We start from the raw sequence: 13,839 nt of genomic DNA, 5'->3' as shown, positions 1-13,839 counted from the left end.
ATCAGCGTGAAGGACGCTGGCCTCTTTTTACGCCCCGAGGATGCGCCCCGAAGATGTGCGCTGGGAATACGCGGAGCGTCTGGGGCAGTCCCGCCAGCCGCACCGTGAACCTGCCAGAGCCGTTAGATGCGCCAGCACTAGATGCGCCAGACCCGCTAGAGTGGAATGCTATGGACTACCCCAACCTGCTTGAGACTGCTTTTGACGAGTTTGCTACTGCGCCTGCCGCCGGTAATTCTGCAGGCACGCCGCAGCTGCTCATCTGGAGGCAGGTCCGCTGGGCCAACCGCCGCCCGCTCATTGAGGTGGAACCGGTCGTGCCCGGAGGGGTCGCTGAAGGAGCTCATAACCGGGCATCTCAAGCGGCGGGGGCGCCCCATATGACGGGGGAGAGCACCCCTAACCAGGAAAGAAGCCTCGCGCAGCCTGGCGTTCCGAGCGGGGTTCGCATCCAGATTCCGTTGACCCCCGGTGCCTACCTGGGGTTGCGCATTCCGCGCGATAGCGAAGGGGAGCTGTACCGCTACTGCGCAGGCTACACCACCGGCACGAGCAATGACGCCGCCCCCGAGGCTGGGGGAGCCTCCGCCGGAATCCGCCGCGTACCCTGCCCCGAAGGCACCCGCATCCACCGTGGCCAGCAGTGCCCGCGTTGCACCGCCCGTGACGAATTTACCGCCCTGCACAGCGCGCACCTGTACCCCGGAACGCTCACCGAATCCATGCGCGCCTACGCCATGCTGGAGCATCGCCTCTACATCGCGACCTTCCCCGACGGCACGCACAAGGTCGGCACCAGCTCCCTACATTCGACCCCGCGCCGCCTGGATGAGCAGGCGGTCGCCACCGCCACCTACATTGCGCTCGCACCCGACGGCCTTGCCATTCGCCGCGCCGAGGACGCCGTGACCGCCCTCGCGAAGATTCCGCAGGTCAAGCAGATGGCGAGCAAGTACCGCGCCTGGACGAACCCGCTGCCCGGCGCGCAGCTTCGCACCGCCCATCAGGAGGCGGTCGCCCGCGCCCGCGAAGCGCTCGCCGAACTGGCGCGCACCGAGCCGGAAGTGCCACTCACCGCCCTGGATGAGCCGTGGATTCCGTCGCTCGCCATGAACCGCCCGTACGCAGCTCTGCGTGCGCAATCACCCGAACCGCTGGCACCCTGTGAATCTGGTCTGGAGAGCGGGGCAGCTGGCTTCTTTTGTACGGGCGCGGCGGGTCAGTTTTTGAGCGCTCACACCGGCGATGCTGACGCGGCGTTCCTGGTGAACACTGCCGCGTGGCGGAACGTGCTGGTGGAGCCGGCGCAGGAGTTCACGCGGGTGAGGGTGCAGGGTTCTCTGTTCTAAACGGGCTCGCTGTTTTAATACCCCCGGCGCTCCGCCCTAGCCGGAGCCCCACACCAAAACCCCGCACCAAACGCCCACACCAAACCCCTGAACCAAAACCCCCGCACCCCCGTACTAAAACCCCAGTAACCCCGCCCCGTCCGGCATGAGCGAACGAGCCGGGCGAACCATTCAGCCGCTGGCGTGCGTGTACTAAAATGGAAAGCATGTCCAAACCCCTCATTCGTCTTCTCGGCCAGGGCGTACGCGCCGCGACTAAGCTTCGCGGCGGCGGCTCCGCCTTCCCCGGCCTTGTCATGGAAAAATTGCACCCCGACTTCGTCGCTGAAGAGCTCGCGAAGCTGCCCTACGGCGTGGTTGTTGTCTCCGGCACGAACGGTAAGACCACCACCACGAAGATGGCTGTGCAGCTGCTTGAAGCTCAGGGTCTGAAGGTTTTCACTAACCGCACCGGTTCGAACTTTGTGCGCGGTGTCGCCGCGGCACTGCTGGGCGAGATGACCCTCGGCGGCAAGCTTGATGCTGATATTGCTGTGCTTGAGCTGGACGAGGCGCACGCCGTGCACTTCGTCAAGGCAGTCAAGCCCGATTACGCTCTGCTGCTGAACGTTCTGCGTGACCAGCTGGACCGCTTCGGTGAGATTGACACGACCCGCCGCATGCTGGCGACCGTCGCCTCCGCAACGACCGGCACCGTGGTGCTCAACCGTGAGGACCCGCGCATCCGCTCCCTCGCTGAGAACGTGCAGCCGGGCGTGACCGTCAAGTATTACGGTCTGGATGAGTCCCTGCGCTCGTACTTCCCCTCGGATGATGAGATGCGCGGCGGCATCGTCGCGAAGGCAACCCTGCCCGAGGCAGACGTTACCCTGACCGCGTTCTCCGGCACTTCCGCAACCTTCGACCTGGCGGGTGTGGAGCGAGTCGGCGAGATCAACCTCTACGGCATTTACAACATCTTCAACGCGGCTGGCGCTATGGCGCTGACCCGCGCCGTCATGGGCGAGAAGCTCAACGAAGATAAGCTCATTGCGGAGCTGGCGAAGATTACCCCCGCTTTCGGTCGCGGTGAGACCCTGAACGTGAACGGCCGCCCGCTGCAGCTGCTGCTGGTGAAGAACCCGAGCGGTTTCCGCCTGTCCCTGGCGAGCGCGAACGCTGACGACTACGCCACCATGATCACGATTAACGACCAGTACGCTGACGGTCGTGACGTGTCCTGGCTGTGGGATGTTGACTTCGACAGCTTGAAGAAGACCGGCGTGCAGATGGTTTCGGGTGTGCGCGCCTGGGATATGGCGCTGCGCCTGGAGCATGACGGCGTGAAGGTTGACGAGGTCAACGAGAACCTCGCCGATGCACTCAAGGGCTTCATTGCCTCCAGCGGTAACGCGCCCATGCGTATTTTCTGCACCTACACCGCAATGCTGGCTCTGCGTGAAGAGCTCGCAAAGATCACTGACGTTGAGAGGGTTTCCTAATGACGGCAACTCACACTTTTGAGGGCACCCCCGCCTCCGGCCCCAATAACGGTAAGACTCTGCGTATTCTGCAGCTGTACCCGCTCGACATGAACATTTACGGCGACTGGGGTAACACTCTGGCGTTGGCTCGTCGCGCGCAGGCGCACGGCTTTGACGTGCAGATTCTGGACCACAACCCCGGTCAGCCTTTCCCGGAAGATGTTGACATTATTCTGGGCGGTGGCGGTCAGGACTCCGGTCAGTCCGTGATTCAGGATGACCTGCACGCGAACGGTGATACGCTGCGCTCGCTGGCTGAGGCTGGCGTGCCGATGCTCGTCATTTGTGGCCTGTACCAGCTGTTCGGCAAGGAATTCCGCACCCGTGAGGGTGAGGTGCTGAAGGGTATCGGCATTTTTGATGCGCACACGGTCGGCGGCGATGACCGCCTGATCGGCAATATTGTTGCGGAGTCTGAGGAGTTCGGCACCGTGATTGGTTTTGAGAACCACTCGGGCCTGACTTACCTGGGTTCCGGCTGCACCCCGCTGGCTACCGTGACCAAGGGTGACGGCAACAACGTGACCGATGCGTATGAGGGTGCGCGCGTGCACAACGTGATTGGCACTTACCTGCACGGTTCGCTGCTGCCGAAGAACCCGAAGATTTCGGACTACCTGATTAAGCAGGCGGCTCAGCGTAAGTTTGGCGAGTTCACGCCGAACACGATTGACGACTCGCTGGTGGAGAAGGCGCGCGCTTCGGCTGCGTCCCGCCCCCGCTAGCCTATTCCTGGCGGTGGCGTGCACTTTCTGAGGTGGTGTGCGCCTCCGCTACGGTATAGTTGATTGAGTTATAGTACAGTGCGCGGGGCGTTTCGCCGTGTCCGTGCAGAGGTTTTGACTAAGGGAGATACGAATGTCCGGTCACTCTAAATGGGCGACTACTAAGCACAAGAAGGCTGCTATCGACGCTAAGCGCGCGAAGGCTTTCGCGAAGTTCATTAAGGCAATTGAAGTTGCGGCACGTATGGGTGGCGCTGATATTGCTGGTAACCCCGCTCTTGACCTGGCTGTGTCGAAGGCGAAGAAGAACTCCGTTCCTAACGACAACATTGACCGCGCAATCAAGCGTGGCGCTGGCCTGACCGGTGAGACCATTGACTACACCGAAATCATGTACGAAGCACGCGGCCCGCAGGGTACCGCTCTGTACATTGAGTGTCTGACCGATAACCGTAACCGCGCAGCGTCTGAGGTTCGCCTGGCTGTGACCCGTAACGGCGGCACCATGGCTGACCAGGGTTCGGTTGCGTTCCTGTTCGAGCGTAAGGGCGTTGCTGAGGTCACCAAGACTGACGGCCTGACCGAGGACGACGTTCTGATGGCTGTTCTGGATGCAGGCGCCGAAGAGGTTCTGGACGAGGGCGACGTGTTCACTGTTGTTTCCGCACCGACCGACCTGCCTGAGATCCGTAAGGCACTGGACGAGGCTGGCCTGGAGTACAACAACGACGACCCGGTCTTCCGCCCGACCATGCAGGTTGACCTGGACGCTGAGGGTGCTAAGAAGTTCATGAAGCTGGCAGACGCTATTGAAGAGCTCGACGACGTTCAGAACGTCTACTCGAACGCTAACGTTTCTGCTGAGGTCATGGCAGAGCTGGAAGCTGAGTAATCACAGCTGAGTAATCACTCAGGTTCTGATATCTGATGCTTGAAGAAGCCGCTCCTTTAACCGAGCCGCCGTAGGGTGGCTGGTTGGGGGAGTGGCTTCTTAGCGTCTGGGGCTATTTTGGGGATGCGCCGGGTACTTTTCGCGGGACGCGCGGTGACCGTTTACCCGGTGACCGTGCTCGTGGCATGCCCCGGTGCCGGGTGCTAGGATTCTGAAGGGCTAGAATCTAGAGATTCTAGAGGGAGTTTGTCGAAAGGGGAGATGATGGCCGCTGCTCAACCTGCCGCACGCGATAGCATGCGTGAGAACCGTACTGCCGCCGCTGTGGAGCGTGTGCCGGGTGCAACCCGCATCATGGGTGTTGACCCGGGTCTGACCCGCTGCGGCTTCTCCATGCTCGATATGACCGCCGACCGTAAGGCGCACTTCGTGAACGTGGGTGTTGCCGGCACGATCCCGGCGGAGTCCCTGGACCAGCGTATTCTCTGGATTTTCAACGCCGCCTCCCACTGGCTGGATACCTATAAGCCGGATGCCCTGGCGATTGAGCGTATCTTTGCGCAGGAGCAGGTGAACACGGTGATTGGTACGGCGCATGCTTCGGGCGCGGTGATTTCTGCGGCGGCGATGCGCGGCGTGCCGGTGTTCTTCCATACCCCCTCGGAGGTGAAGGCGGCGGTGACCGGTAGCGGCCGCGCCGATAAAGCCTCCGTGGGTCGCATGGTGACCCGCATTCTGGGGCTGGATTCCATGCCGAAGCCCGCCGATGCTGCTGATGCCCTGGCGATTGCGATTTGTCACGGTTGGCGTGGCGGCGGCATCGGTTCGGGTATCAATATGTCTGCTCAGACGCAGACTCACCAGGGTTCACGCCCGGCGCAGGCTCGCCGTGGCGGGTTGTTGACTCCGGCGCAGCGTGCCTGGATGGAGGCGGAGGCGCGCGCTCGCCGCTAGAGGCGCATTCGTGGGCTTTTTCGTACCTCTTGCTGGCTCGCATGTATTCGCTAAGAAGTTCGAATATATGCTTGATTTCAGAAGAAATATTCTAATATACTTGTAGTGTCTCCCCGTTGAACTGGGGGAGTGCGTTCTGTGGGTGCCGGAGTGTCCGGTGCCCTCACACTGCCGCGAGCCTGATTCGGGGCGCGGTGTTGAAAGGTGGAGAGAAATGATTGCATCCCTGACCGGTCGTGTGGCTCAGGTGGGCCTTGATCATGCGGTGATTAACGTGAACGGTTTCGGCATGCTCGTGTACGCTACCGCGCGTACTCTCTCCAAGTTGCGCACCGGTGAGGAAGCTACCGTGCTGACCACCATGATTGTGCGTGAAGAGTCGATGACTCTGTACGGTTTTTCGGAGCCTGCCGAGCGTGAAGTGTTCGATATGATGCTTTCGGTTTCCGGTATTGGTCCGCGTATTGCTCTGGCGGTGTTGAGTGTTCACACTGCCGCTGAGGTGGAGCGCGCCGTGGCGACCGGTGACGATAAGGCGTTCACGAAGGTTCCCGGTATTGGCCCGAAGGGTGCCCGCCGTATTGTACTGGAGCTTGCCGGCAAGCTGATTCTCAGCGATGGTCAGACTGATGAGCTGCCGCTGAGCCAGGGCATTGTCTGGAAGCCGCAGGTGCTTGACGCTCTCACCTCTCTGGGCTGGAGCGAGAAGGACGCTTCCGCCGCTATTGACGCTTACGTGCAGCACAACCCTGCCGCAGAGACTGAGCCGGTGGGTGTGGCTCTGCGCGGTGTGCTCGCCTCCTTGGGTACTCAGAACACGGTGGGCCGCCACTAAGCGGTGCGCCCTGTTCGACGTATCCCACTCAAACTTTTGTGAAAGAAGAATTCTATGAGCCAGAATCCCTATGAGCCGCAGCCCGCGGCGTCCCTGGTTTCCGGCGGGTATTTTCCCGGTCAGGTGCCCGGCACTCAGGCGTCTTCAGCTCCCGCCCAGCGCCTGGTGGCGATGGAAGAAGAGCCTGAAGAGAAGATGATTGAGGCAGCACTGCGCCCTAAGTCCCTGGACGACTTTGTGGGTCAGCGCCGCGTGCGTCAGCAGCTGTCCCTGGTGTTGGAGGCTTCGAAGATGCGTGGCCGTAGCGCCGACCATGTGCTGCTGTCTGGCCCTCCCGGTCTGGGTAAGACCACTCTCGCGATGATTATTGCGGCAGAGATGGAGGCGCCGCTGCGCATCACCTCCGGCCCGGCGATTCAGCATTCGGGTGATTTGGCGGCGATTCTGTCTTCGCTGACCCCCGGTGAGGTGTTGTTCCTGGATGAGATCCACCGTATGAGCCGCCCGGCTGAGGAAATGCTCTACATGGCGATGGAAGATTTCCGTGTGGACATTGTGGTCGGTAAGGGTGCGGGTGCGACTTCCATTCCGCTGGAGCTGCCGCAGTTCACTCTGGTGGGTGCGACGACCCGTGCGGGTCTGCTGCCCGGTCCTCTGCGTGACCGTTTCGGTTTTACCGGTCACCTGGAGTTCTACTCGGTGGAGGAGCTGGAGCTGGTGCTGCGCCGTAGCGCTGGTCTGATGGATATGCAGATTACCTCCGAGGGTTTCACCGAGATTGCCGGTCGTTCCCGCGGCACGCCGCGTATTGCGAACCGCCTGCTGCGTCGTGTGCGTGACTGGGCACTGGTCAACGGTGTGGACCGCATCAATGCGACCGATGCCGCAACCGCGCTGGACATGTACGAGGTAGATTCGCGCGGCCTGGACCGTCTGGACCGCGCCGTGCTGGAGGCGCTGATTCACAAGTTCGGCGGTGGCCCGGTGGGTCTGTCCACCCTCGCCATTGCGGTGGGTGAAGAGACGGAGACCGTGGAGACGGTTGCCGAGCCGTACCTGGTGCGTGAGGGCCTGATTGGTCGCACCCCGCGCGGTCGTGTGGCTCTGCCCGCGGCGTGGGAGCACCTCGGCTTGGAAGCCCCGGAGATTCAGCTCTAGATCCGTATCAGCTTTAGGTCGGCACCAGCTGATAACACTGTAGTAGCCCGTAGGAGGCAGTAACCTCCCGCGGGCTTCTCTGTGCCCCCGGTATCTCTTCTGCAGGGGCGGTAGTTCTTCTGCAGGCGCGGCAAGCTCTTCTACCGGTTCTGCAGGCTCCATCGAGCTCTGCCCGGCTCTGTCGGCGACATAAAATTACGCCGAGAGAGTCCAAAACTCAGGTTAACCTCACAAAAACGCTGGTTCGGGGCGCTAAAGCTCATGCTCTCGCGTAGGATGGATACGTACTGTATCTACGATTCCACACCTTCTGGTACGCTCAACCCTCGCGGTGAGCGGCACGGGTGCGGATGTGAAAGTGAGACCATGGATTTTAACCTCCTGATTATGATTGCCATGATGGCGCTGCTGGCATGGATGATGTTCTCCGCCCAGAAGCGTCAGCGTAAGCAGATGGAGGAACTGCGCGCAATGCAGCAGTCTCTCGTCCCCGGCACCCAGGTGATGACTGGTTCCGGCATCTACGGCACCGTTGTCAGCACTGACCTTGAGAACAACAAGCTGCAGCTTCAGATTGCGGACGGTGTTGTTATCACCCTGGCACTGAACGCGATTATGGCCGTCGTCGAGGAGGAAGCCCCCGCGGCGCCCCTGACCGAGGACGTGTACGAGGCTACCGCATCCGAAGCTCCCGCTTCCGATACCTCTTCTGATACTGCTAAGTAATTCAGCGCGTATGAGCCCGGCGCCCAGTGAGCGGCGTCGGGTTTTCGCGTTACGGAATCTGTAGAACACTCAATACTATTCACACGAAGAAGGAACATTATGGCTAAGCGTTCACCGCTTGCAGCCGCGCGAGGGGCACTCCTCTCGATGGTCCTGCTCATGGTTGTTATGGCTGCCGGTATTTTCGGCACCACCTACTCGGGAGGTTCTTGGGCACCGAAGCTCGCCCTGGACCTTTCGGGTGGTACTCAAATGATTCTTTCTCCGAAGGTCAATGGCTCTTCGGATGAGAACGTCACCCAGGAGCAGTTGAACCAGGCGGTTGAGATTATTCGTCAGCGCGTTGATGGTGCCGGCGTTTCGGAGGCGGAGGTTACGACCTCTTTCGGTTCGGGTAATAATGTGGTTGTTTCGGTTCCCGGAACGATTAGCGCTGAGACTCGTCAGCTGATTCAGGCGTCTGCAAATATGACGTTCCGCCCGGTTCTTGTAGCCGGTGCCGGTACTGCGGTGGCTGAGGATGCCCGCACTGCGGACGATAAGCTGCCCAAGCCGTCCGCGGAGCCGACTGACGGTTCGGACCGTAACTGGATTACTGCGGACCTGTACAAGCAGTATGAGGCGAAGGACTGCACCGCGGCACGTAATGAGGATGCCGATAGTGCTGACCCGACTAAGCCGATGGTGGCGTGTTCCACTGACGGTCAGGAGAAGTACATTCTGGGTCCTGTGGAGCTGAGCGGTAGCGATATTTCTACCGCAAGCCACTCGCAGGAGACGACCGGTCAGGGCGTGACTACGGGCCGTTGGGCTGTGAACATTCAGTTCAACGATGCTGCTCGTGAGAAGTTCCAGAACATTACTTCTCGCCTGAACGCGATTCGTGCACAGAACGCAAACGATCCGCGTGCCCGCTTCGCGATTCTGCTGGACGGCAAGGTGCTGTCCTCCCCGGTGTCGCAGGCTGTGATTTCTGATGGTAAGCCGCAGATTACCGGTAACTTCACCGAGCAGGAGGCGAAGGCTCTCGCCGATCAGCTCAAGTACGGTGCCCTGCCGATTAGCTTCACGATCCAGTCGGAGCAGCAGATTTCTGCGACCCTGGGTTCGGAGCAGCTGCGTGTGGGTCTGCTGACCGGCCTGATTGGTCTGCTGCTGGTGTTCGTGTACTCGCTGTTCCAGTACCGTCTGCTGGGCTTTGTGACGATTGCGTCGCTGATTGTTGCGGGCATCATCTCGTATGAGGCGATTGTGCTGCTGGGTTGGGCGTTGAACTACCGCCTGTCCCTGGCTGGTGTGGCGGGTCTGATTGTGGCGATTGGTGCTACGGCTGACTCGTTCATCGTCTACTTTGAGCGTATCCGTGATGAGATCCGTGCTGGCCGCACGATCCCGTCGGCGGTGAACCACGGTTGGCAGCGTGCATCCCGCACTATTTTGGCGTCGAAGGCTGTGAACCTGCTGGCTGCTGTGGTGCTGTACGTGGTGTCGGTTGGTTCGGTGAAGGGCTTTGCGTTCACTCTTGGTTTGACTGCGATTGCTGACCTTGTGGTCGTGTACCTGTTCACCCACCCGATGTTGACTCTGTTGGCGAATACCCGCTACTTCGGTGAGGGTCACCGCCACTCGGGCTTGTCGCCTGAGTCGCTGGGCGCTACGCCGCTGTACCGTGGTGCCGGTCGCCTCCGCAGCCCGGAGGAGAAGCAGCTGAGCATTGCTGAGCGTCGCCGTGCAGAGCGTGCTGCCGCTGAGGCTGACGAGTCTGCTTCTGATGAGAAGAAGGAGAGCTAAGCATGGCTACCGATGTGAAACCTAATGCTTTTGCCCGCTTCGGTAATGACCTGCATTCGGGTGCCCGCTCGTACCCCTTCGTGGGTAAGCGCCGCCTGTGGCTGCTGCTGGCTACTGTGCTGATGGCGGTGTCGGTTCTGATTCCGTCGGTGAGTGGCGGCTTCAACCTGGGTATTGATTTCCGTGGCGGTTCGGAGTTCGTGGTCTCGAAGACCGCGCACGTTGATACTGCTACGGGTGAGCGCGTTATTCACGAGAAGGCGAAGGACGCCTCCGATGTTCGCGTGACTAATATTGCGCCGGGTACGATTCGTGCCCAGATGAGCAAGCTCAGCGATGATGAGACTCTGCAAGTGAAGGCGGCTCTGCAGGAGGCGTATGGCGTCTCTGAGAATGACGTGACCTCCTCGTTTGTGGGCCCGACCTGGGGTGCGGATGTGACCCGTCAGGCGTTCTGGGGTCTGGTCGCGTTTGTGGTGCTGGCGTTGATTGGTATGGCGTTCTACTTCCGTACCTGGAAGATGTCGCTGGCGTCTATTGCGGGCCTGTTCTTCACCGTGGTGGTGACGGTTGGCCTGTACGCCGCGTTTGGCTTCGAGATTACTCCGAGTGCAATTATTGGTTTCTTGACGATTCTGAGCTACTCGCTGTACGACTCGGTGGTGGTGTTCGATAAGATCCGCGAGAACACGGATGGCGTGCTTGAGCGCCGCGACACGACCTTTGCCGAGCAGATTAACCTGGCGGTGAACCAGACCCTGGTCCGTTCGATTAACACCGCTATTGTGGGTGTTCTGCCGGTGGGCGCGATCCTGTTCATTGGTGCGTTCATCCTGGGTGCGGGTACTCTGCAGGACCTGTCCCTGTCGCTGTTCGTGGGTATTCTGGTGGGCATGTTCGGTACGCTGTTCGTGTCTGCGCCGCTGTATGCTTCGCTGCGTTTGGGTGAGGCTCAGATTCGTGAGCACACCGCGAAGGTGGAGAGCGGCAACTTCAAGGACGCTGAGGATGCTGACGAGGCTGAGGACTCGGAGGGTTCGGAGGAGCCCGCTGAGGCGGCTAAGGCTGAGAAGTCCAGCAAGTCTGCGGACTCTGCCGACGAGGCGACCGAGGACGAGAAGGCAACCAAGAAGCCCGCTAAGAAGCCGGCACGTGCAACCATTGAGATTCACCGCGTGAACCTGAACGGCTAGCCTGTGTTCCGCCAGCGCTACTGGCGTTGCTAACGATAGGGGAGTCGATACCGAGAGGTGTCGGCTCCCCTTTAGCGTGCCTGCTGGTTTGTTCCCGCCGGCCTAATGTGTCACAGTGCGGCATAGTTTACGCGCATATTTTGGCTCATATCCGCGTGCTGGGTAGGATAAAGGTAGAAGATACTGCGCGCCCGCATCCACGCCTTTCAATGACGAGCAGATTCGGGGGTTCAGGTCATCGCTGTTACGTCCAAAGGAGCCCGAAAATGAGTGCAGAAGCCGGAATGAACGCAAACGCTGAGAGCCAGGAGCCTCAGCAGGCTAAGACTGTTCGCGGCTCGCACCGCGTCATGGCTGCTGGCGGACGTGTGCCGAACCGCCTCGTCTTCGGTAGCCGCAGCAGCAAGATGGAAGCCTCCGATTCGCACGGCGGCACCATCCGTTTCTCCCCGATGATTGCGCCGGTCGTGCGTGCCGTGCGCCGCTACCACCCGGACGAAGACATTCAGGTGCTGCAGCGCGCCTACGAAGTGGCGAACCGCTGCCACGAGGGTCAGAAGCGTAAGAGTGGCGACCCGTACATCACCCACCCGGTCGCTGTGACCGCGATTCTTGCGGAGATGGGCGCAACCGGCCCCGTACTCGCCGCCGGACTGCTGCATGACACAGTGGAAGACACCGACTACACGATGGAGCAGCTCACCGAAGAGTTCGGTGAGGAGGTCGCCTACCTGGTCGACGGCGTGACCAAGCTGGACAAGATGACCTACGGCGAGAACGCCTCCATCGAGACGATTCGTAAGCTCGTGCTGTCCATGAGCAAGGACATTCGTGTGCTGCTCATTAAGCTTGCCGACCGCCTGCACAACGCCCGCACCTGGCGTTTCGTGCCGCAGGCTTCCGCCGCAAAGAAGGCGGAGGAGACCCTGAAGATTTACGCACCGCTCGCGCACCGCCTGGGCTTGAACACGATTAAGTGGGAGCTGGAGGACCTCTCCTTCGCCGCCATGAGCCCGGAGATTTACGCCGAAATGGTGCGCATGGTCGGCGAACGCACCCCCGCGCTCGAAAAGTTCCTGAACGAGGCGCGCACCAAGATTACGGACCGCCTGAAAGAGGTGGGCATCGACGCGACCGTGACGGGCCGCCCCAAACACTACTACTCGATTCATCAGAAGATGAAGACGAAGGGCCGCAGCTTCGACGAAATTAACGACATCCTCGCGGTGCGCATCATGGTTGAGGAAGAGGCGGAGTGCTACACCGTGCTCGGCCACGTGCTGTCCCTGTGGCCGTCGATGACCGGCCGCTTCAAGGACTACATTAAGAACCCGAAGAACAACAACTACCAGTCGCTACACCTGACCGTGTACGGCCCGGGCAACCTGCCGCTCGAGATTCAGATCCGCACGTACAAGATGCACGAAGAGGCTGAGTACGGTGTGGCGGCGCACTGGCGCTACAAGGCGGCATCGCGCGGTGAGAAGGTTGCGCCTCGTGCAGGTGCGCCCGCGAAGGATCCGCAGGAGCCGAGCACCCAGACCTCGGCAATGATGAACGTCGGCATCCTGCAGTCTATTGCCGAGATTTCGAACTCCAACCCGGAGTCCGAGAAGTTCTACGAGTCCCTCGCCGAAACCCTCGACACCGACGAAATCGTGGTGCTCACCCCCAACGGCGAGGCAATCGCCCTGCCCAACGGATCCACCCCCGTGGACTTCGCCTACGCCATCCACAGTGAGGTAGGTGACCGCACCGTCGGCGCGAAGGTCAACGGCCGCCTGGTGCCGCTACATACGATCCTTCCCACCGGCGCGACCGTGGAGATTATGACCACGAAGAACGAGGACGCCGGACCCAGTGAGGACTGGCTGAAGTTCGTTCGCTCCTCACGCGCTCGCACGAAGATCCGCCAGTACTTCGCGAAGGAACGCCGCCTGGAGGCGCTACTCGCCGGCCGCGAGATGCTCACCAAGAGCATGCGCAACAGTGAGCTGCCGCTGCAGAAGATGATGAGCCCGGAGATTATGACTCAGGTGGCTCAGCTGCTGCATAAGAACGATGTGGCGTCCCTGTACCGTGCGATTGGTGAGCACGAGATCTCGCCGAAGCTGGTCATTGACACCCTGGTTGAGGTGCACCGCGGTGACGAGCCGGCACCCGAGGTTGAGGTCAGCGACTTTGACGAGACGCTGCTGAAGTCGACCCGTAAGGCGATTGGCGATAACGGCGTGGTCGTGCCGGGTGCTGAGGGTGTGCTGACGAAGATTGCGCGCTGCTGCACCCCGGTCCCGCCGGATGACATTATCGGCATTGTGACCCGTTACAACGGCATTTCGGTGCATCGCCGTGACTGCCCGAATATGCGTAATGCTGACGAGGAGCCGCGCGTGACCACGGTTGAGTGGGCGTCTTCGCCGACCGCTACGTACCGTGTGCAGATTCAAGTGGAGGCGCTGGACCGTAAGGGCCTGCTGAGCGACCTGATTCGTGCGATTTCTGAGTCGGGCGTGAACATCCTGGATGCGCGCGTGCACACTTCGGAGGATCGTACCGTGGTGGACCGCTTCGCCCTGGAGCTGGGTGACCGCTTCATGCTGGAGCACGTGCTGAATGTGGTCCGTAACGTGACGGGCGTGTACAAGGCGTACCGCCTGACTGGCGCGAAACCCTCGGAGGCGTAGGCTCTTCTA

Annotated in this window: 11 protein-coding genes; all 11 read left to right on the top strand. The window is 60.8% G+C overall.

Features of this window, described 5'->3' with window-relative positions; genetic code table 11:
• Positions 1 to 170 precede the first annotated feature (170 nt).
• Positions 171 to 1,349 carry a hypothetical protein gene (locus tag AB8E48_RS08385; protein WP_368886416.1) on the top strand — a complete coding sequence of 393 codons (1,179 nt, stop codon included), beginning with the start codon at positions 171 to 173 and terminating at the stop codon, positions 1,347 to 1,349.
• 197 nt (positions 1,350 to 1,546) lie between these two features.
• Positions 1,547 to 2,830 carry a Mur ligase family protein gene (locus AB8E48_RS08380; protein WP_303945772.1) on the top strand — a complete coding sequence of 428 codons (1,284 nt, stop codon included), beginning with the start codon at positions 1,547 to 1,549 and terminating at the stop codon, positions 2,828 to 2,830.
• Entirely contained in the window at positions 2,830 to 3,597 is a 768-nt protein-coding gene (locus AB8E48_RS08375; protein ID WP_368886415.1) for a type 1 glutamine amidotransferase, read from the top strand. Before AB8E48_RS08380 ends, AB8E48_RS08375 begins: the two co-directional genes overlap by 1 nt.
• Before the next feature lie 133 nt (positions 3,598 to 3,730).
• Positions 3,731 to 4,489: a YebC/PmpR family DNA-binding transcriptional regulator gene (locus tag AB8E48_RS08370; protein ID WP_005508777.1), complete on the top strand. Its 759-nt coding sequence runs from the start codon at positions 3,731 to 3,733 to the stop codon at positions 4,487 to 4,489.
• Positions 4,490 to 4,753: 264 nt separating this feature from the next.
• A complete protein-coding gene (ruvC, locus tag AB8E48_RS08365; protein ID WP_368866914.1) occupies positions 4,754 to 5,443 on the top strand; it encodes a crossover junction endodeoxyribonuclease RuvC in 690 nt (229 codons plus the stop codon).
• A 214-nt stretch (positions 5,444 to 5,657) separates the two neighbouring features.
• The gene (gene ruvA / locus AB8E48_RS08360; protein ID WP_005505871.1) at positions 5,658 to 6,278 is read left to right on the top strand and encodes a Holliday junction branch migration protein RuvA; all 621 of its coding nucleotides are present in this window, start codon (positions 5,658 to 5,660) and stop codon (positions 6,276 to 6,278) included.
• A 171-nt stretch (positions 6,279 to 6,449) separates the two neighbouring features.
• Positions 6,450 to 7,436 (top strand): Holliday junction branch migration DNA helicase RuvB, encoded by a 987-nt coding sequence (gene ruvB / locus AB8E48_RS08355; protein ID WP_172855776.1) that lies wholly within the window; start codon positions 6,450 to 6,452, stop codon positions 7,434 to 7,436.
• Between the two features lie 366 nt (positions 7,437 to 7,802).
• The gene (gene yajC, locus AB8E48_RS08350; RefSeq protein ID WP_049342021.1) at positions 7,803 to 8,162 is read left to right on the top strand and encodes a preprotein translocase subunit YajC; all 360 of its coding nucleotides are present in this window, start codon (positions 7,803 to 7,805) and stop codon (positions 8,160 to 8,162) included.
• Positions 8,163 to 8,261: 99 nt separating this feature from the next.
• On the top strand, positions 8,262 to 9,953 hold the full coding sequence (secD, locus tag AB8E48_RS08345; RefSeq protein ID WP_368886414.1) for a protein translocase subunit SecD: 1,692 nt from the start codon (positions 8,262 to 8,264) through the stop codon (positions 9,951 to 9,953).
• A 2-nt stretch (positions 9,954 to 9,955) separates the two neighbouring features.
• A complete protein-coding gene (gene secF / locus AB8E48_RS08340) occupies positions 9,956 to 11,146 on the top strand; it encodes a protein translocase subunit SecF (protein WP_368886413.1) in 1,191 nt (396 codons plus the stop codon).
• A gap of 266 nt (positions 11,147 to 11,412) precedes the next feature.
• Positions 11,413 to 13,830 (top strand): bifunctional (p)ppGpp synthetase/guanosine-3',5'-bis(diphosphate) 3'-pyrophosphohydrolase, encoded by a 2,418-nt coding sequence (locus AB8E48_RS08335; RefSeq protein WP_368886412.1) that lies wholly within the window; start codon positions 11,413 to 11,415, stop codon positions 13,828 to 13,830.
• Positions 13,831 to 13,839 lie beyond the last annotated feature (9 nt).

The sequence above is a fragment of the Rothia mucilaginosa genome, from assembly GCF_964211445.1.
In the GTDB taxonomy this organism is placed as follows: domain Bacteria; phylum Actinomycetota; class Actinomycetes; order Actinomycetales; family Micrococcaceae; genus Rothia; species Rothia mucilaginosa_E.
Note: the sequence above shows the minus strand (reverse complement) of the source record. Positions and strands in the feature narration are given on the sequence as shown.

What these genes read in the sequence shown, in the direction of transcription:
- AB8E48_RS08385 (WP_368886416.1), top strand. Translation starts at nt 171, where the DNA reads ATGGACTACCCCAACCTGCTTGAGACTGCTTTTGACGAGTTTGCTACT.
- AB8E48_RS08380 (WP_303945772.1), top strand. Translation starts at nt 1,547, where the DNA reads ATGGAAAGCATGTCCAAACCCCTCATTCGTCTTCTCGGCCAGGGCGTA.
- AB8E48_RS08375 (WP_368886415.1), top strand. Translation starts at nt 2,830, where the DNA reads ATGACGGCAACTCACACTTTTGAGGGCACCCCCGCCTCCGGCCCCAAT.
- AB8E48_RS08370 (WP_005508777.1), top strand. Translation starts at nt 3,731, where the DNA reads ATGTCCGGTCACTCTAAATGGGCGACTACTAAGCACAAGAAGGCTGCT.
- ruvC (WP_368866914.1), top strand. Translation starts at nt 4,754, where the DNA reads ATGGCCGCTGCTCAACCTGCCGCACGCGATAGCATGCGTGAGAACCGT.
- ruvA (WP_005505871.1), top strand. Translation starts at nt 5,658, where the DNA reads ATGATTGCATCCCTGACCGGTCGTGTGGCTCAGGTGGGCCTTGATCAT.
- ruvB (WP_172855776.1), top strand. Translation starts at nt 6,450, where the DNA reads ATGGAAGAAGAGCCTGAAGAGAAGATGATTGAGGCAGCACTGCGCCCT.
- yajC (WP_049342021.1), top strand. Translation starts at nt 7,803, where the DNA reads ATGGATTTTAACCTCCTGATTATGATTGCCATGATGGCGCTGCTGGCA.
- secD (WP_368886414.1), top strand. Translation starts at nt 8,262, where the DNA reads ATGGCTAAGCGTTCACCGCTTGCAGCCGCGCGAGGGGCACTCCTCTCG.
- secF (WP_368886413.1), top strand. Translation starts at nt 9,956, where the DNA reads ATGGCTACCGATGTGAAACCTAATGCTTTTGCCCGCTTCGGTAATGAC.
- AB8E48_RS08335 (WP_368886412.1), top strand. Translation starts at nt 11,413, where the DNA reads ATGAGTGCAGAAGCCGGAATGAACGCAAACGCTGAGAGCCAGGAGCCT.